This window comes from Aminipila terrae (assembly GCF_010120715.1).
GTDB lineage: Bacteria > Bacillota > Clostridia > Peptostreptococcales > Anaerovoracaceae > Aminipila > Aminipila terrae.
The window spans coordinates 208,531-227,936 of the sequence record NZ_CP047591.1 but is presented as its reverse complement, the minus strand read 5'-3'; the positions used below and the strand labels follow the sequence as shown (position 1 = coordinate 227,936).

20 protein-coding genes and 1 pseudogene are annotated in these 19,406 nt (G+C 37.0%); 19 read left to right on the top strand and 2 right to left on the bottom strand.

The annotated features are described in order from the left end of the window. The first annotated feature begins 89 nt into the window (after positions 1-89). Positions 90-233, top strand: coding sequence for a toprim domain-containing protein (locus Ami3637_RS01090; protein WP_162360945.1), 144 nt, complete (start codon positions 90-92; stop codon positions 231-233). 115 nt (positions 234-348) lie between these two features. On the opposite strand, the gene Ami3637_RS01085 is transcribed toward Ami3637_RS01090, so the two are convergent. Continuing rightward, positions 349-546, bottom strand: coding sequence for a hypothetical protein (locus Ami3637_RS01085; RefSeq protein WP_162360944.1), 198 nt, complete (start codon positions 544-546; stop codon positions 349-351). Between the two features lie 162 nt (positions 547-708). Between Ami3637_RS01085 and hemW the strand changes: the two genes are divergently transcribed. The 7 genes from hemW (at position 709) to Ami3637_RS01050 (ending at position 5,264) form a co-directional block, all read left to right on the top strand. Then, on the top strand, positions 709-1,896 hold the full coding sequence (gene hemW, locus Ami3637_RS01080; RefSeq protein ID WP_162360943.1) for a radical SAM family heme chaperone HemW: 1,188 nt from the start codon (positions 709-711) through the stop codon (positions 1,894-1,896). Positions 1,897-1,974: 78 nt separating this feature from the next. Further along, the gene (locus Ami3637_RS01075) at positions 1,975-2,283 is read left to right on the top strand and encodes a PadR family transcriptional regulator (RefSeq protein ID WP_162360942.1); all 309 of its coding nucleotides are present in this window, start codon (positions 1,975-1,977) and stop codon (positions 2,281-2,283) included. Positions 2,284-2,297: 14 nt separating this feature from the next. After that, entirely contained in the window at positions 2,298-2,810 is a 513-nt protein-coding gene (locus Ami3637_RS01070) for a DUF2812 domain-containing protein (RefSeq protein WP_162360941.1), read from the top strand. Between the two features lie 164 nt (positions 2,811-2,974). Further along, positions 2,975-3,976: a hypothetical protein gene (locus Ami3637_RS01065; RefSeq protein WP_162360940.1), complete on the top strand. Its 1,002-nt coding sequence runs from the start codon at positions 2,975-2,977 to the stop codon at positions 3,974-3,976. Between the two features lie 25 nt (positions 3,977-4,001). Continuing rightward, complete coding sequence (locus Ami3637_RS01060) at positions 4,002-4,229, top strand: helix-turn-helix domain-containing protein (protein ID WP_162360939.1); 228 nt, start codon at positions 4,002-4,004, stop codon at positions 4,227-4,229. After that, entirely contained in the window at positions 4,222-5,088 is an 867-nt protein-coding gene (locus tag Ami3637_RS01055) for a hypothetical protein (RefSeq protein ID WP_162360938.1), read from the top strand. The genes Ami3637_RS01060 and Ami3637_RS01055 overlap by 8 nt, the downstream gene beginning before the upstream one ends. 14 nt (positions 5,089-5,102) lie before the next feature. Continuing rightward, complete coding sequence (locus Ami3637_RS01050; protein ID WP_162360937.1) at positions 5,103-5,264, top strand: hypothetical protein; 162 nt, start codon at positions 5,103-5,105, stop codon at positions 5,262-5,264. A 99-nt stretch (positions 5,265-5,363) separates the two neighbouring features. Here Ami3637_RS01050 and Ami3637_RS01045 read toward each other — a convergent pair whose 3' ends face one another. Beyond that, positions 5,364-6,761 carry an alanine/glycine:cation symporter family protein gene (locus tag Ami3637_RS01045; protein WP_162360936.1) on the bottom strand — a complete coding sequence of 466 codons (1,398 nt, stop codon included), beginning with the start codon at positions 6,759-6,761 and terminating at the stop codon, positions 5,364-5,366. A 319-nt stretch (positions 6,762-7,080) separates the two neighbouring features. Here Ami3637_RS01045 and glpK point away from each other — a divergent pair, with 319 nt between their 5' ends. From glpK to dnaK, 11 genes and pseudogenes are all read left to right on the top strand, one after another. After that, a complete protein-coding gene (gene glpK / locus Ami3637_RS01040; protein ID WP_162360935.1) occupies positions 7,081-8,574 on the top strand; it encodes a glycerol kinase GlpK in 1,494 nt (497 codons plus the stop codon). A gap of 15 nt (positions 8,575-8,589) precedes the next feature. After that, positions 8,590-9,258: a pentapeptide repeat-containing protein gene (locus tag Ami3637_RS01035; protein ID WP_162360934.1), complete on the top strand. Its 669-nt coding sequence runs from the start codon at positions 8,590-8,592 to the stop codon at positions 9,256-9,258. A gap of 78 nt (positions 9,259-9,336) precedes the next feature. After that, positions 9,337-10,398, top strand: coding sequence for an acyltransferase family protein (locus Ami3637_RS01030; RefSeq protein ID WP_162360933.1), 1,062 nt, complete (start codon positions 9,337-9,339; stop codon positions 10,396-10,398). A gap of 345 nt (positions 10,399-10,743) precedes the next feature. Then, positions 10,744-11,934 carry an ABC transporter substrate-binding protein gene (locus tag Ami3637_RS01025; RefSeq protein WP_162360932.1) on the top strand — a complete coding sequence of 397 codons (1,191 nt, stop codon included), beginning with the start codon at positions 10,744-10,746 and terminating at the stop codon, positions 11,932-11,934. A 169-nt stretch (positions 11,935-12,103) separates the two neighbouring features. Further along, entirely contained in the window at positions 12,104-12,982 is an 879-nt protein-coding gene (locus Ami3637_RS01020; protein WP_162360931.1) for a branched-chain amino acid ABC transporter permease, read from the top strand. 14 nt (positions 12,983-12,996) lie between these two features. Further along, on the top strand, positions 12,997-13,908 hold the full coding sequence (locus Ami3637_RS01015; RefSeq protein ID WP_162360930.1) for a branched-chain amino acid ABC transporter permease: 912 nt from the start codon (positions 12,997-12,999) through the stop codon (positions 13,906-13,908). After that, a complete protein-coding gene (locus Ami3637_RS01010) occupies positions 13,905-14,786 on the top strand; it encodes an ABC transporter ATP-binding protein (protein WP_162360929.1) in 882 nt (293 codons plus the stop codon). The genes Ami3637_RS01015 and Ami3637_RS01010 overlap by 4 nt, the downstream gene beginning before the upstream one ends. Beyond that, a complete protein-coding gene (locus Ami3637_RS01005) occupies positions 14,773-15,480 on the top strand; it encodes an ABC transporter ATP-binding protein (protein WP_162360928.1) in 708 nt (235 codons plus the stop codon). Before Ami3637_RS01010 ends, Ami3637_RS01005 begins: the two co-directional genes overlap by 14 nt. Positions 15,481-15,702: 222 nt before the next feature. Then, positions 15,703-16,749 carry a heat-inducible transcriptional repressor HrcA gene (hrcA, locus tag Ami3637_RS01000; protein WP_162360927.1) on the top strand — a complete coding sequence of 349 codons (1,047 nt, stop codon included), beginning with the start codon at positions 15,703-15,705 and terminating at the stop codon, positions 16,747-16,749. Further along, a pseudogene (gene grpE, locus Ami3637_RS00995) lies at positions 16,742-17,337 on the top strand (nucleotide exchange factor GrpE). Before hrcA ends, grpE begins: the two are co-directional and overlap by 8 nt. Positions 17,338-17,351: 14 nt before the next feature. After that, a complete protein-coding gene (gene dnaK / locus Ami3637_RS00990) occupies positions 17,352-19,226 on the top strand; it encodes a molecular chaperone DnaK (protein ID WP_162360926.1) in 1,875 nt (624 codons plus the stop codon). Positions 19,227-19,406: the final 180 nt, after the last annotated feature.

The window sequence follows — 19,406 nt, the reverse complement described above, 5'->3', positions numbered from 1 at the left end:
AAAAATAATAAAATAAATAAAGCAGTTGAAAAGGATATTGTTAATGTGCTTAAGTACGATAATGATAAATAACCTGAAAGGTAAATAGTATGATTAAAAAATGTAAACAGTGTGGCAAAGTATTGACCTCAGGAGAAAGCAATAATGTGTGTGATAATTGCCGCAAATTAAAAAGAGACAAGCAGAAAGCAGTGAATGATGCAAGAAAACTGAAGAAAAAAGGTCATTTATAAGGTACTCAGGAGCCTTTACAGCTGTTCTTAAGTATGATGATAATAAATAAGAAGTAATTTTAAAAAGAGCAAAACTTTAGAGCTTTTCTAAGGATTTGCTCTTTTGTTCATTATTTTATATTTGGGTGGTCTGGTTGTTAACAACCTGTTTACCAAGAGCAGATAGTGCTCTGGATGGTAAATCTCCATAATCAACTTCCTGATCAGAAGTCATGGTGCTGGCCAGCTCTTTACCTCTGTCAATCATGGGTTTTGTCATCAGGTTCCCGATTTGCTTTGATGTGAGATTACCTAAATCAATATTGTCATTCATGTTATCACCTCCTTGTTCTTATCCTAACCAAATCATCTGAAGGTATTCTTTGCTCCGGAACATTAGGTGAATAATAACCAGGAAATTATAGCTAGTGGTTTTCCTTATTCTTTTGTTATAATAAAGCTAATGATATTTTATTAAGTCAAATTTTTTGGAGGTATGATGAAAAAGCTTGGAATATATATACATATACCTTTTTGTATAAAAAAATGTTTGTATTGTGATTTTCTGTCTTTTGAAAACACGGGGGATGGTATTCACAGACAATATACAGATGGGTTGAAAAAAGAACTGGATTATTATAGTAGCCTATATGGCGGTAAGTTTATAGTTGATTCCATATTCTTTGGGGGCGGCACACCTTCACTGATTGATCCGGTATTAATAAAAGAGGTGCTTTTGTTAATAAAACAAAAATATAAAGTGGACAAGAACGCAGAAATAACCATTGAATGTAACCCAAAAACTGTCCATGGGCAGAAGTTTGAAATTTATAAGGATGCAGGAATCAACCGTATCAGTCTTGGCGTTCAGACATTGGATGACCTGGCTCTGAAACGGCTGGGAAGGGTGCATCAGTCTGATGATGCAAAAGAGACATACCATTTAGCGAGAAAAGCTGGATTTGATAATATAAATATGGACTTAATGTTTGCTATTCCGGCTCATACCAGAGATATCTGGGAAAAGACCCTACAGGAAGCTGTTGATTTAAAACCAGAGCATATTTCCTTTTACAGTCTTCAGCTGGAAGAGGGGACACGTTACTTTGAAATGTTTGAAAAAGGTGAACTGGAAATGGTATCGGATAAGACTGACAGGGAGATGTATCATTTTGCAGCAACATTTTTAAAAGAAGCCGGGTATCATCACTATGAAATTTCCAATTGTGCAAAACGAGGGTTTGAATGCAGGCATAACCTTAAATATTGGTCTATGGAAAACTATCTTGGTATAGGTATTGGTACACATTCTTATATGAACGGGGAACGGTTTAGTAATACCCGTGATTTAAACAAATATATCGAAGTCTTAGTCTCAAACCCTGTAGATTTTATGGCTGATGATACAGAAGAGAAAAAAGAATGGGTGGAATGGAAGCATATTAATACAGTGAGGGACGACATGGTGGAATTCATTATAACAGGAATGAGGAGAGCAGAAGGTATAAGTCTGATAGAATTTGAGCATAAGTTCCATAAAAAAATCTTTGAAGTATATCCCGAACAGGAAAAAGTAATAGAGGAATATGTAAAAAAAGGAATGCTGGTTTTGGAAAATAACAGAATGAGGTTTACCCTAAAGGGTGTGGATATTTCCAATTCTATACTTGCAGAGTTTGTTTAATGAATATGTTATTGACAAATATATCGTATGCTGATATATTGTTATATATCGTAAGGCGATAGATTGGAGGACGATACATTGGATAAAAATTCGCCCTTAACAGAGGCCCTTTTTTATATACTGCTGGCGGTTAGAAAGCCCAACTACGGATATGGTATCATACAGGATGTCTTAGAGATGACAAAAGGAAGGTTAAGCCTGGGCCCGGGCACTTTATATGGAGCTATTAATTCCATGGTGTCAAAAGGCTGGATTACTCTTTACAGCGAAGATAAAGAATCAAGGAAGAAAAAAGAGTATCTTATCTCAGATACAGGCAGGCAGGTATTTAAGGAAGAAGTAAAGCGGCTGGAAGAACTGGTTAGCAATTCGAAACAAATGGAATAATAAGGGAGACCAATATGAAAAAGTTTAAATTGTATTTGGATAAAGATGAAGAAGAAAATTGGCTGAACGAAATGGCTAAAAGGGGCTTTGCATTTAACAATTTTTTTCTGGGGATTTACAGCTTTGAACCTTGTAAGCCAGGAGAGTATAATTATCAGATTGATTTATTAGATAATTGGCATGGGGATAAAAGTGATTTTTCCTGTTTTATGGAAGACAGCGGGGTAGAAGTGGTTTCTCAATGGTACAGGTGGATTTTCATCAGAAAAAAGGCATCTGAAGGAGCCTTTCAGATGTATACGGATGGAGAGTCTAAAATAGCACAGTACACACGCATTAGAAATTTTTTTACAGTAGCTTTGATTATAGAAGCCATTTGTTTTCTTATTGAACTGACTTGTGCCGTTCAGAACGGAGCTTCTTTTATCTGGACTTTTGTGGCATTACTTGGGTTAATTACTTTGACTTTTCTACGGATTGTGTGGAAATGTAACTGGAAAATCAAACAATTGAAAAATGAAATTTAGGAAATGCCAGGTGGTTGTAGCACCTGGCATTTTTTATATACCGGACTAAAATTTAAAATTGTACATTAAACCACAAAAAAATTATTGACAAACAATAATTTCTCCCATAATATAAAGATAAAATTATCGAAAAACAATAATTATAATATAGAGAGGGTTTGGGAATGGAGATTAAAAGATTTAATATTATCGTGTGCTTTTTGGCTTTTATTTCTGCAATTTTAGCTATAGTGATGTACTTCCTGGAAAAAATTTCAGTGATTTACTATGCAGCCTATATGCCTGTTGAGGCAGTAGCATATTTACTCCGGTGGCTTTCATTCAGTTCAGAAGCAGGGAATATAGCCGCCTGGATTTTATATACGGTCATCTGCCTGAGTCCCGCTGCTTTTGCTTTACGAAAGAAATTCCTGAAAAGATGGAATATAAGTTTTCATCAGGAGCAAAAAGGTGAAGACAGTCCGATACAGCTGACAGATGTAATTCTTATAGCTTTATCTGTGTATTTGTTATTCATGGTTTACTGCTTTATCAACCCTGGTACCCTGTCCAAACTGATGACCCAAATACAGGGGCCTGATTTGATAGATGTGTTGCCCGTACTCAAGAGTATCCTGGCAGCTGTTGCGTATTCTCTGATTATAGGATTCGCGGTATTGAAGGTTGCAGGAGGTATAGAGAATAAAAACATTTGGAAACAATCTGAACGAATTATAATTATCTGTACTATGGTATACGTGGTCATGTTTTGTTTTACTGTGCCACTGAATCTAATGCAGAAATCTGGAAATCTTCCTTCTGATCTGGGTATAACAATTATTTTCATTAAAGCCATTTTAAAACTGCTCCCGGCTCTGTGCTTTGTAGGAATCATGCAATCTGGAGTGATGCTGATTCATTGCCTAAAAGAAAATAAGTATGGACAGGAGGCCGTAAAAATAGCAGGTCTTTTGGCTGAAAGAAGCAGAAAAACGGTTATTGTTTCTGTTACGTGTAACATTATCCAGAATGTAATTCAGCTTATATTCTGGGGTGACATATTGCATGCAGACATTTTGGTGGATATACCGTTTTTACCTTTAATACTGGCCTTTGCAGGGCTATTAATAGCAGAATATCTAAAAGAAAGTACATTGATTTATGATGACAATCAGATGATTATATAAATAATAAATGGAGTTGGAGGAAAAAATGGCTATTGAAGTTCATTTAGATGAAATACTGAAAAAAAGAAATATGACCTCCAAAGAACTTTGCAAATTAGTCTCCATAACAGAAGCCAATCTTTCTGTTTTAAGGAGCGGCAAGGCAAAAGGGGTACGTTTTCATACCATAAATAAAATCTGTTATTACCTGAAGTGTGATGTGGGAGATATATTGAAATTTGATGGAGAACTGGGGGAAGAAGAGGATGAGTAGAAGATATAAGGCTTACGGATTAATTATTCTTATAATGGCTGTAATGTCGTTTTTTTTAACTGGATGCAGTCTGGCAAACCCAGAATTGCAACATTTAAAAAATGGTGATGAATTAATTGGGGTTTTTGTCGCTTTCAAAGAGGATTTAAAGAATTATGAAATGCAGGAAGGGGATACTTTATACTATCAGGAGAAAAAGCTTGTAAGAGCCGACGGAAGTACGAAAAAGCTTACCAATGAAGAATTGAAAGCATATGATAATGGCTTCCATGTTGAAGGAAAGAAACAAAAGAATGGCTGTTATACCTTTGATGACATAGACGGATATTACATGGGTTATACAGAGAAACATTTTGTTGAAAAAGGAGAAACTTATTCTGATATTGAGGGCAATTTTTCCGATGAAATATATGATACCCATATAGGCTCAGCGTTAAATATCTTTGAAAATGAGGAGGAAGCTGGTGAAAAAGTCTATTCCTTGGAGGGTACAATTGGTGTAAATTCAAAGAAAGAGGGTCAAATCAAAATAAATAGTGTATATAAAAGAGCTGATGGCAGTGTGTATGCCGTGATTCCAGCCCCCAGCATTATAATAATGGATGCAAACAGTACCGGAGGAAAAGAGACTATGGCTGTTTCAGAAAGCTACGGAACGAATATCACTGGCACTGGCATAGGGAGCAAAGTTGCCAAGACTACAAGCAAATTTTCGGTTTCAGTAGAACAAACTGATTATCTTGAAAGTGCAGTTGTGAGACAAATGGACAAAAACAATAAACTTGTAAAAGTAACAGATGTAGATTTAACGAAGAAAAATCAGGAACTGAAGTTGGATGAAAAACAGACTATGTTATAATAGAAGAACACTTTATGGACAAAAATGGAAAACCATACATAAAAAGAACTGCTTATGACTGTGGAAAAATCGGAGTGACAAATCCAGACGGACATGAAGAGTTTGTTTCTCATACTTTCCATAAGACTAACCAAAAGGATAAAATAGAATTAATTAATTTAAGCTTTAAGAGATAATGAAAAAAGACTCAGGTATTTATATATGCCTGAGTCTTTGGATGAAAGAATACGGTATATTAAATACTGTATACTTTTCAAATTAAAAAATTTTATAGATCAATCCTTATCATATGTAGGACTAAAGTATTCTTTTACAAGCTTTACTACTGTGCCGCTAAGCAAGAACAAAGCTATTAAATTTGGAATTGCCATCAGTCCGTTAAAGGTATCTGCAATACCCCATATAATGCCTAAATCAGCGGTTGCACCGATGATTGCTACTAAGGAGTAGACAATCATAAATGGTTTTATGATTGTGGTACCAAATAAAAATTCAATACATCTGGAACCGTAGAGCCCCCAACCGAGAACTGTAGAAAAAGCAAAACAGCATAAAGCAACTGCAGTAAGGATAGAAACCCAGCCACCATAAGTTGAAGTGAAACCTTTAATGGTTAAATCTGCCCCGGCAGCTACGCCATAAGTAAATGGAACACCGCTACATAAAATAACAAATGCAGTCAGAGTACAGATAATGATGGTGGCTATAAAAACTTCAAATATACCAAATAGCCCCTGCTTAACTGGATGATTGGTATCAGCAGATGCATGAGCTATTGGCCCGGTTCCTAAGCCTGCTTCATTAGAAAAAATCCCTCTGGAGACTCCTTTTTTTAAACTCATAAACATACTTCCCACAACACCACCAGTAGCAGCAGAAGGGGAGAATGCACTTTTAACTATCATTGCAAATACGGCAGGTAGTTCTTTAATATTCACTAAGACAACGCCCAATGCAAGGACGATATAAAGCAATGCCATAAAAGGAACAAGTTTTTCAGTGACCCGCCCGATACGTTTAATTCCGCCTAAAAGAACCAGGGCAACTAGAATAGTGATAGCAATCCCGATAAATAAATTAATGGTTGCCAAATTGCCATCGGACACAATGTTGAAATTTATGAGAACAGAATCTAAGGCTACAGTAATGGTATTTACCTGAGTAGCGTTACCAGTTCCAAATACTGCAAGAACAGCAAAAGAACAAAAAGCTACTGCCAGCCACTGCCAGTTTTTAGATAAGCCGTTTTTTATGTAATACATAGGGCCACCAACCCAGTCTCCATGCATATTTCTCTCACGGAAGTGGACCGCCAGTGTTACTTCTGAGAATTTAGTGCACATACCCAGAAGTGCTGAGAACCACATCCAAAAAACTGCACCAGGACCACCAATTGCAATAGCTCCAGCTACCCCGGCTATACTGCCTGTTCCCAGTGTAGCGGCTAAAGCAGTACATAATGCCTGGAAGGGCGTTGTGGCACCTTCGGCAGCTTCAGATTGATGAAGGGCTTTTCCAATAATAGTTTTAATTGCGTATTTTAATTTACGTAGTTGTATAAAGCGGGTTTTGTAGCTTAAATAAAAGCCTACACCGATTATACAAATCATTGCAGGAACACCCCAGACGAAGTTATTTACCACAGTATTAATGTGCTCAATAGTGGCTAACATATTTTCTCCCCTTTCTTTTACCTTAATACTGCCTTTTAAATAATTTAAAATAAATTGGAATAGTTTTTATGGCAGGTAAGGTATTTTATAACTATAAAAATTATAAGCAAGATATGGTTAGAACATAAAAAAAATAGATAATTAGTACAATTTTTTATTATTATAACACAATGTTCGGAAAATTTACACTTTTTTATAAACTTTTATAATTTTTTATAAAGAATAAAAAAATTAAATATTATGTTATAATATATTAGATTTTAAATGTGATAAAAACCGGTGGGTTAAAAAATAAAAAATTTTTGTATGAGGTAAGGATATGAAGAAGTATATAATGGCTCTCGATCAGGGAACAACCAGTTCCAGATGTATTTTATATAATAAAAAGGGTGAAATCGTAAGCCTGGCTCAGAAAGAATTTAAACAGATTTATCCTAAGGCAGGGTGGGTGGAACATGATCCTATGGAGATTTGGTCCACACAAATCGGAGTAGCCCAGGAAGCATTATACAAGATTGATGCAACCTATGAAAATATAGAAGCTATTGGGATAACTAATCAAAGAGAAACAACCGTTGTATGGAATAAAAAGACGGGGCTTCCTGTTTACAATGCCATTGTCTGGCAGTGCAGACGTACAGCTGAATTTTGTGATCAACTGAAAAAAGAAGGTAAATCAGAAAGTTTTAAAGCCAAAACAGGTTTATTAATCGATGCGTATTTTTCTGGAACAAAGATAAGATGGATTCTTGATCATGTAGAAGGAGTCAGAGAAAAAGCTGAAAAGGGTGATTTACTGTTTGGAACCATAGAAACCTGGCTGATTTGGAAACTGTCCATGGGGAAAATCCATGTGACAGATTATTCTAATGCTTCCAGAACAATGCTTTTTAATATTCATACCTTACAGTGGGATAAAGAAATTCTGAGGGAACTGGATATACCTGAAACCATGTTGCCGGCTCCAGTGCCATCCAGCTACATTTACGGGGAAACGGACCCGGTTATTTTTGGAGGTCCTGTAAAAATAGCTGGCGCAGCCGGAGACCAGCAGGCAGCGTTATTTGGGCAGACTTGTTTTAAAGAAGGTGAAGTAAAAAATACCTATGGAACAGGTTGTTTTTTACTTATGAATACTGGAGAAAAACCAGTTCAATCTCAAAATGGACTGCTTACTACCATAGCCTGGGGGCTTAATGGAAAAGTAAACTATGCCCTGGAGGGGTCCATATTTGTAGCAGGAGCTGCAATCCAATGGCTTAGAGATGAATTGGAAATTGTTCATTCTTCTCCAGAATCAGAGCTTATGGCTTCGGCGGTGGAAGATTCCAATGGTGTTTATGTAGTGCCGGCTTTTGTTGGAATGGGAGCTCCCTACTGGAATCCTTACGCAAGAGGAAGTATATTCGGGTTGACCCGTGGTTCCAATAAAAATCATTTGGTCCGTGCTACATTAGAGTCTCTGGCGTATCAGACTGTCGATATGCTTAAGTCCATGGAAGAAGATTCGGGAATAAAACTGGCATCATTAAAAGTTGATGGAGGTGCCAGTGCTAATAATTTACTGATGCAGATTCAGGCAGATCTGTTAGATACTATTGTACAGAGGCCTCAATGCATTGAGACCACATCTTTAGGGGCAGCTTACCTGGCGGGACTTGCCACAGGCTACTGGAAAAGTAAGGAAGATGTAATCGAAAACTGGCAGATAGACAAAACATTTATCCCGGATTTATTGCCTGAAAAAAGACAGGAAATGATTAAAGGCTGGGAAAAAGCTGTAAAGTGCGCTTTGGTCTGGGCAGAGTGTTAAAGCAAGGGGAGAAGCATGAAAATGGTGGAATTAGAGATAGAAAAAAATATAGGCAGTCTCTTGGTTATTGATGACATACAGGATTTTCAGTCTTTAATTGAAGAATTAAAGACTGAAGGCGGTGAAATAGAACAAAAATATATTACTGCTTTGATTGCTGAAAATAGTGACTGCTCTCGTGTTGAAGGGTTTGATCTTATTTTTGACAACTGTGTATTTAACAGAGTTTTGTTTGAGAAGTCTTATTTTAAAAACTGCTATTTTAAAAATTGCGATTTCTCAAACTGTGATTTTAGTAATAGTACTTTTAGTAACTGTAAATTTCAGAATGTAAAAGGTGTAGGAACTGATTTTTCAGACAGTGCCTTTAAAAATATATGGATGAAGGAATGTTTGTTTCGATATGCTGTATTCACCTCTTCTCTTTTAAATGATTGCCATTTGGAAATGGGTGATATGGCAGAAGCTTATTTTGATAATTGTAAAGTAAAGAAACTGACTTTTGACAATATTAATCTGATGAGAGCAAATTTTTACAAAACTCCGCTGAAGGGAATAGACCTGAGAACCTGCCAGATTGAAGGGATTATATTATCAACAGAAGCAAAGGAACTAAATGGAGCCGTTGTAGAAATGCTTCAGGCAGCAGAACTGGCTAAAATACTGGGTGTAATAATAAAATAAAAAATTACCATAAAAAGTAAAATTTATGGTATAATCTAGAAATATAATTTTAGAAACAGTATAAGGAAGGTATTTTTTATGGAAGAAAGTATATCAATTAAAGCCCCTGCAGCAGCCTTAAAGCAGAGGAGCTTCATATTTGATAACCTAAGAGGTCTGGCAATCTGGTGTATACCGATTTCACACTTTACCATGGTTGGCGGTGGATTCTCACATGCCTCTCTGGGCGGTATAGTTTATATAACAATTAATGTATTTGTTATGCAATTATTTATGTTTTTATCAGGTTTTTTCTCAAAAAAAGTGGATAGGGCAAGAGAAACGGCGTTTAAAACGTTTATGCTGCCTTATTTATTATTTACACTGGTATTCTACATATTCAGGTATTTCTATTTTGGTGGTGCAAATTTAGACTTTTTAAAACCACCCTTTGCCTTGTGGTTTTTATTTGCAGTATTTTTTTACCGATTTTATTTAAAAGATTTAGTAAAGATAAAACACTTACTTGCTATAAGTGTAGGAATATATTTAATTACGGGGCTTCTGCCTGTAGATACAGATTACTTTGCGTTAGGCAGGGCTATATCCTATTTTCCATTTTTTTTAATGGGATATTATTGTACAAGTGAAAGATTGAAAACAATACAGCGTTTAAAAAAGTGGCAGTGCATTCCTTTACTGGCATTACTGCTGGGTGTATCTTATGTACTTGCTTATTATGTTAAAGTTCCTGTAAATTTTTATTTGTTAAAGACTACAGCTGCCGATGTTGGCATCACATGGTATATGGATATACTGATGAGAGCTGTGGTACTTATACTTGCCGTATTATGGACTATTTTATTATTAAATTTGATGCCAGATAAGAAGAATTATTTAACTTACGTTGGTATAACCACTATGCCGATATACATTTTCCATTTATTTATAAGATATGTGGTAGAGCAAAAAGGATTTCCAAGCCCTGACTGGATTACCTATTATCTGTGGGTATTTGGATCAGCATCCCTGTGCGTCATTGTTTTTTCCAGTCCTCCTATTGCTAAAATTTATGATAAGGTTCTTGATTTATTATATCAGGGATGGGTTAAACTTAAGAAAAAGATGCTATATGATGAGGCTCCGGAAACGGTAAAGTAATAAATTGCAGGATTGCAAAAATAACCTGAACCCGACAAGAAATTGTCGGGTTTTTTTATGTCCGTAATCAATTTTACGGTCTGACATCTTTTATTTGATAAATATATTTTTTAACAAGTTTGCACTTTTAAACACCAAAAATAAGACAAAGTTGAACATAAGACAAAAAATTCAGTTAATTCTAAACATTTGAAATACTTTTTTGATTTTTTTTGAGGCGTAATGAAGCGATATGAAGCAAAATCATATAATCTTCACAAAATGAGGAACGAAAATGGTTTATTAAATAAGCTTTTATTCGGTCAATTGCATTTTATCAGATTATGTGTTTAGGAGGAAAAAACAATGAAGAGAAAATTGGCTCTATTTGTAAGCATTATTATGGTGCTTCTGCTTGCAACTACCGGTTGCGGAGGTGACAAAGGAAGTAGTGGTGATGCAAGTAAGGATCCTATTAAAATCGGTTGGATTGGTTCGCTGACAGGAGATCAGGCCCCTTGGGGAAAGTGTGAAAGTCAGACTGTACAGATGCTAATCGATGAAACAAACGCATCAGGCGGAGTATTAGGCCGCCAGTTGGAATTAGTAGCTCTTGATACAAAAGGAGATGCTAATGAGGCAGTAAATGCAGTAAAGAGGCTGGTATCACAGGACAAAGTTTGTGCTATCTTAGGACCAAATGCTTCTGCACAGGCACTGGCAATCACTGGTGTACTGGAATCAGCAAAAGTTTCTGATATTGCAACAGTTGCTACAAATCCTAAAATCACAGTTAAGGATGACGGTTCTGTAAATAAGTATAATTTCCGTGTATGCTTTACAGATCCATATCAGGGTTCTGTGGCCGCAGGATATGCAGCAGATATTTTAAAATATAAGAAGGCTGCTATCTTGTATGACGTAGCAAGCGATTATTCTCAGGGCTTTATGCAGTACTTTATTGAGACTTTTGAGAAAAAGGGCGGTACTATCGTTGCTAAAGAAGCTTTCAAAGCAGGGGATACAGATTTCAGACCTCAGTTAACGAAGATTAAGAAAGCAAATCCTGATGTTATTCTTATGCCTTATTACTACAAAGAAGTTGCTTTAAGCGCAAATCAGGCAAGAGACCTTGGTATAACAGCAACATTGATGGGCGGAGACGGCTGGCCATCAGACACATTATTTGAAATGGCTGGAAAGTCATTAGAAGGAAGCTATCTTGTAAACCATTTTGACTATAACGATCCTGAAGTAAAACCTCTTACAGAAGCTTACAAAGCAAAATATGGTACCACTCCTGAAATAAACTGCTACATGGTACATGACGCTTATAAAGTATTACTGGCAGCCATTGAAAAAGCAGGAAGTGCAGATTCCCAGGCAATAACGGATGCGCTTACAAAGGTTCAGGTTAAGGGTGTTACAGGAACTATAAAGCTTGGTGAAAAAACTCATAACCCTGAAGGAAAAGAAGCTGCTATTCAGAAAATTGTGCTGAATCCTCAGACAGGTGAGTATGAGTATAAATTTATGCAGAAGTATGGTGCAAACTAATATTTTTGCAAGGTAGTATCTAATAGGAAAATTTCAGGCAGCTAAAGCTGATGGAATTTCTGTATAAGACCTGCAGGCTACATAAATAGATGCGGGCAGGGCTTCAAAAAAATAAGGCAGTTTACCAAAGACTGCCTTATTTTAATAAAACTGTTAGGAGGGTTTGCAGTTGAGTGTATTTTTACAACAATTAATCAATGGTTTATCTATTGGAAGCATTTATGCACTAATGGCAGTAGGGTATTCATTGGTATATAGTATTTTAAACTTTTCAAATTTTGCTCATGGCGGGGTTATTATGTTAGGAGCATATATTGGTTTATATGCATTGCACTTATTACCTAACTCATTTTTAGGGGCTTTAGTTATAGCTGCTTTCGGAGCAGGTCTGATAGCTGTAGTTTTAGAGAAGGTTGCATACAGTCCACTTAGAAAAAGAAATGCACCGTCATTATATTTTATAATTTCGGCTATGGGCGCCTCAATATTCCTGGAAAATTTAGTTATAGCTACTATAGGACCAACTTTTAAAACATACCCACAAATTTTTAATCCAGTACCGTTTACCTTTGGCAATATTTCAGTCAGCAGAATTGACGTTCTGATGTTTGTAATTGCGGCAATCAGTCTGGCGATTCTGGTCTTTATTATAGAAAAAACAAAGGTGGGTCTGGCCATCAGAGCCTGCTCCTACAGCTCAAGAGGAAGCAATTTAATGGGCGTAAATGTAAACAGGATAATCTTTGTTATTTTCTTACTGGGAGGCATGCTGGCAGGTGTGGCAGGTATGCTGTTCGGTATGAAATATACCGTGTATCCGCAAATAGGTGTCATCACCAACAAATCATTTATTGCTGCAGTATTCGGAGGATTGGGAAGTCTGCCCGGTGCTGTAGTGGGAAGTCTGCTCCTGGGATTAATTGAAACATTGAGTTCTGCGTACATAGCTTCGCAATACAGGGATTTAATTGCATTTACATTACTTATTGTAGTATTGGTAATCCGACCTAGTGGTATTATGGGTAAGATTACTGAAGATAAGGCATAAAGGAGGTACTTTCTATGTTTAGTTGGTTTTACATCGAAGGTATCCTGATTCTGGTCGGTATCAATTTGATGGTAGTTTTAGGCTTGTCACTGCTTACAGGCTTCACAGGGCTATTTTCATTCGGGCATGCGGGCTTTATGGCTATAGGTGCGTATGTTTCCGCTATTTGTACCATGAATTATGGTATTCCATTTTATGTGGCCGTACTGATTGGTGGTATTGCTGCAATGTTAGCTTCGCTTTTTATCGGATATTTCACCCTGAATTTAAAGGGGGATTACTTCTGTATCGCAACCCTTGGATTTGGTGAAGCAGTCCGTTTAATATTTGATAATTTGCAATACGTAGGCGGGGCAAGAGGTCTGCCAGGAATACCTTTAGATACTAATTTGACGAATGTAATCGTTATAAACATTATAGCTATATCAGCTATGGCATTTTTAATTAAGTCAAGACATGGAAGAAATATGATTGCTGTAAGAGAAGAGGAACTGGCCTCACAGGCAATAGGAATTAACGTATTCAGTTATAAGATGACTGCCCTGGCAATTTCTGCCCTTTATGCAGGAATAGGAGGAGCTTTGTGGGCACATTATCTGGGATTTATACAACCTCTTATGTTCCAGTTAACCAAATCCACCGAGATGACCATCATGGTAATCTTCGGAGGCCTGGGAAGTATTACAGGAAGTGTAGTAGGTGCATTTGTACTGACATTCCTGCCGGAACTTCTCAGAGAATTTGCTCAATGGAGACTGGTAGTATATGGAGCTGCGGTTATTATCATCATGATTACAAGACCACAGGGTATGCTTGGCGGTATGGAATTCAGCATCAAAGGCATTATTCGTTTCTTCAGGAGAGGTGGCAGCAAAAAGGCAAAAGATACGGTTAATGCAGCAGAAAAAGGAGGTGCACAGGGATGACAGACGTTTTGACTATGAAAAATGTAACAAAGCGGTTTGGAGGCCTGACAGCAGTAGGCGATGTTAGTTTTACCATAAAAGAAGGTGAAATCTTTGGGTTGATAGGCCCCAATGGAGCCGGAAAAACTACGATTTTTAACCTGATTACTGCAGTGTATACTCTGAGTGAGGGAGAAATTTTATTTTATGAGGACCAGATTGCAGGGGCAGATCCCTATGGAAAAGGTTTTGTAAATAGTGTAAAAAGGCGTTTTAACTGGAAACCCTTGAAGCCCTATCAGATAGCTGAGAAAGGCATTACAAGGACTTTTCAAAATATCAGGCTTTTTAAGAAACTCAGTGTTTTTGAAAATGTATTGACTGCATGTCATCGTTCAGGAAGTTACGGACTTCTTCAATCCATTGTTCCCAGAAAACTACCTTTTACAAAGATGACATTGCCCTGGGCAGGATCCTTCTGTAAACAGGAAGAAATGCTGAACCAAAAAACTTCAGAGCTGCTTAAACTTATGGGGTTGTGGGAAGTAAGAGACATGGTAGCAGCAAATCTGCCTTATGGTATGCAGAGAAAGCTGGAAATAGCAAGAGCATTAGCCTTAGATCCAAAACTTTTACTTTTAGATGAGCCGGCAGCTGGTATGAATCCGGAAGAAACCATTCAGCTGATGGAATTAATAAGGCAGATAAGAGATGACTTTAAACTGACTGTTCTTATTATAGAACATCATATGGATTTAATAATGGGACTATGTGATAAGATTTTTGTTTTAAATTTTGGTAAAGCATTGGCGGAAGGTACTCCTGATGAGATACAGGACGACAAGCGGGTAATTGAAGCGTATCTGGGGAAGGAGGAAGACATCAATGTTGAAGGTTGACAATCTTAATGTACATTATGGTGGTATTCATGCTCTCAGAGGAGTGTCCATTGATGTACCAAATGGAGAAATTGTTACCATCATTGGCTCCAATGGTGCGGGTAAATCCTCATTATTAAATGCCATAAGCGGTATGGTTAAATATCAGGGTGATATTATCTATGAAGACCATCCTCTTCCGAAACAAGCCCACAAAGTTGTGAATGCAGGGGTTTGTCAAGTACCAGAAGGACGTATCATATTTGCAAATCTTACGGTACATGAAAACTTAAAAATGGGTGCGTATCTTAGAAATGATACCAAAGGCATTAATGAGGATTTTGAAAAAGTGTATAATCTTTTTCCGAGATTAAAAGAAAGAGAAAAACAGATTTCAGGTACTTTATCTGGAGGTGAGCAGCAGATGCTTGCTATGGGAAGAGGACTTATGTCTAATCCCAATCTGATTATGCTGGATGAACCGTCCTTAGGATTAGCGCCTCTTTTAATTAATACTATATTTGAGATTATAGTAGAGATTAAACGAATGGGTAAAACACTGCTGCTTGTAGAACAAAATGCCTTTAAAGCTCTTTCTGTTGCAGACAAGGCCTATGTATTGGAGCAGGGAGTGATTACCGCTTCAGGAAGTGCAAAGGATCTTTTGGCGGATTCAACCATACAGGAGGCTTACTTAGGCAAAAAAAATAAATAAAATTAGTAAATAAAAAGAATATTTACTGTTAGAAGCCGGCATTGTCCAAATATTTTATTTGGCATTGCCGGTTTTTATATAATACAGGTTAATTTCAGTGGTTAAAATGAAAAATTATATATTTTTTTACAAGAAGTGTTGACATTAATATCTAAGAGTGTTAAATTAAAAATGTGATTAGCACTCATGCTAAGCGAGTGCTAACAAGGAAGGGTGAGAAAGATGGATTTAAACGAAAGGAAATTGAGAATATTACAAGCTATTATCGGTGATTTCATCAGAACAGGTGAACCGGTTGGATCCAGAACTCTTTCCAAAAAGTATGAGTTAGGCGTTAGCCCAGCTACTATTCGCAATGAAATGTCGGATTTGGAAGATATGGGATTTTTAACACATCCTCATACTTCCGCAGGCAGGGTTCCTTCTGATAAAGCATACAGACTGTATGTAAATGAACTTATGAGAAAGAAGGAGCTTACTATTGAGGAAAAACAGGTCATATCAGACAAACTTCATAGTGATATATCTGAATTTGAAAAAACGATAGAGCATGCTGCCAGTTTGTTATCTGAGATAACAAATCTGACATCTTTTGCCATGACACCGAAAACAGATGAAGATATGCTTAGATTTATCAATATTCTTCCTGTTGACAGCAGTACTGTAGTACTTATGATTGTAGCAGAAAGTGGTAAAGTTTCTAATACGGCACTTAAGCTTAAAGCCCCATATACAAAGGAAAATCTTGAGTTATTATCAAAATCCATGACTTATAACTTTAGAGGTAAAACCATAAGTGAAGCATTAACTGTTGATATCATAAAGTGTTTTGAAACAGATTTAGAGGCCATGGAAACTCTGGCAGAAAATATTATGCCAAATTTCATGAGAACTCTTGAAAAGATGTTAAATGTAAATTTGTACATGGATGGGCTTACCAATATATTTTCTATACCAGAGTACAATGATATAGATAAGGCGAAAATGTTTTTAGAGTTGCTGGATAAAAAAGAGGATTTCACCAGGAAACTTATAAACAGGGAAAATGGTGTAATCATAACCATAGGAAATGAAAATGCTGATGATATGATGCAGGATTGCAGCCTGATTACAGCAACTTATCATATAGATGGTAAGCTTGTTGGAAAGATAGGTGTAATTGGACCAACAAGGATGAAATACGACGAGGTAACTTCCGTTATCGAGTATGTAACAGAAAATTTGAATAACACTTTTAAACTGACAGGAGGTAACGAGGACGATGAATAAAGATCAGACAGCTACTGAAAATAAGGATGCCATTGAAGATGTGGACACTCAGGTAACTGATGATACGGAAGCTATAACAGAAAATGAGAATGCTGAAGAAAAATGTGTTGAAGGGGAAACTGAAGAAACACTGACAGATGAGGCAGATGGTAAACAAACAGAAGAGGCTGCAGCAGGAGACGAGGAACTAAACAAAAAGTATCTCAGACTTATGGCAGATTTTCAGAACTATAAAAGAAGAACCGAAAAAGAGAAATGCGACATTTATGCATATGCAAACGAGAAAATCGTTTCAGAATTGCTTGATGTTATAGATAACTTTGAGAGAGCTCTTGCACACGGCGAGGGTGACGAAGGTTTTGTTCAGGGTATGAACAATATATTTAAAATTTTCAAGGGGTACTGGAAAAAAGCGGATTAGAAGAAATAGAAGCATTGGGAATTGAATTTGATCCAAATTTCCACAACGCAGTAATGACAGAGGAAAGCAGCCAATATGAAAGTGGCTGTGTAACTGAAGTCCTACAAAAAGGATATAAGCTAAATGGTAAAGTAATAAGACCTAGTATGGTTAAGGTCGCAAATTAGGGAGGTAATATATTATGGGAAAAGTAATAGGTATAGACTTAGGTACTACAAATTCCTGCGTAGCTGTTCTTGAAGGTGGCGAACCTGTAGTAATTGCTAATGCAGAAGGAAACAGAACTACTCCATCAGTAGTTGGTTTTACAAAAAATGGTGAAAGATTAGTTGGTGAAACTGCAAAAAGACAGGCAATCACTAACCCAGACAGAACTATTTCATCCATTAAAACTCACATGGGTTCTGATTATAAAGTTGAAATTGATGGAAAACAATACACTCCACAGGATATTTCAGCTATGATTTTAAGTAAGTTAAAGGCAGATGCAGAAAGTTATCTTGGAGGTAAGGTAACAGAAGCTGTTATTACAGTACCAGCTTACTTTACAGATGCTCAGAAACAGGCTACAAAAGATGCAGGTAAGATTGCAGGTCTTGATGTAAAGAGAATTATCAATGAACCTACAGCAGCATCTCTTTCTTATGGCCTTGATAAAGATAATGGTCACCACAAGATTTTAGTATATGACCTGGGTGGCGGTACATTTGATGTATCTATTCTTGAACTGGGTGATGGCGTATTTGAAGTACTTGCTACAAATGGTGATACTAAGCTGGGTGGAGATAACTTTGATAAGGTACTTATCGATTACATGGCAGATACCTTTGCAAAGGAACATGGCATTGATTTAAGAACAGACAAGATGGCTCACCAGAGATTAAAGGAAGCAGCAGAAAAAGCTAAGAAGGAACTGTCAAGTTCACAGACAGCTAACATCAACCTTCCATTTATTACTGTAAGTGCTGACGGCCCGCTGCATATGGATATGGACATTACAAGAGCCAAGTTTGATCAGTTAACTTCAGATCTTGTAAACAGAACAATTGAACCAATGCAGAAAGCTATGAAGGATGCTGGCGTAACAAATGCTGATATTGCCAAGGTAATCCTGGTTGGTGGTTCAACAAGAATTCCTGCAGTTCAGGATGCTGTTAAGAGAGTAACTGGTAAAGAACCATTTAAGGGTATCAACCCAGATGAATGCGTGGCTGTTGGTGCAGCTATTCAGGCTGGTGTATTAACAGGTGAAGTAAACGATGTATTGTTGCTTGATGTAACTCCACTTTCACTTTCTATTGAAACATTAGGAGGAGTTGCTACAAAGCTGATTGAAAGAAATACTACTATTCCAACAAAGAAGAGCCAGGTTTTCTCCACTGCTGCTGATAACCAGACAGCTGTAGATATTCATGTTATGCAGGGTGAAAGAGAAATGGCCGCAGGAAACACAACTCTTGGACGTTTCCAGCTTTCAGGTATTCCACCTGCACCTCGCGGAATTCCTCAGATTGAAGTAACATTTGATATCGATGCCAATGGTATTGTAAATGTTAGTGCTAAGGATATGGGAACAGGTAAGGAACAGAGAATCACAATCACTTCTTCAAGCAAACTTTCAGATGAAGAAATTCAGGCTAAGGTTAAGGAAGCTGAACAGTTCGCAGAAGAAGATAAGAAGAAAAAAGAAGAAATTGAAATCAGAAACAGAGCAGAAACTTTAGTATATGAAACAGAAAAGAATCTGAAGGATTTAGAAGCAAACTTATCTGAAGATGAAAAAGCTAGTATCCTGGCTGCTAAAGACGAACTTTCAAAGGCTCTGGAAGGAAATAATTTAGAAGAAATGAAGGATAAGACAGATAAACTGACAGAACAGTTCCACACTATTTCCGCTAAGATGTATCAGCAGGCACAGGCAGCTCAGCAGGGCGGTGCAGCAGGTTTTGATCCTAACATGGCAGGCGGCATGGGCGGAGCTGCTCCAGAATCAGATTCTCCAAAACGTGATAACGTTGTAGATGCTGACTATGAAGTAGTAGATGATGACAAATAGTTGACATATGAACCTGCATGGGGTAATATTGATACGGTTTGAAGTTCTGCACACGTCTATGATGTGACAGCAGACCTCATACAAAAATTTCAGCAGTTACAGCTGCAGGAAATTTTCAATTAAATGTAAAATAAGCACTCCTTCAGGCAGGGAGTGCTTATCAGTTGATATTAATTAATG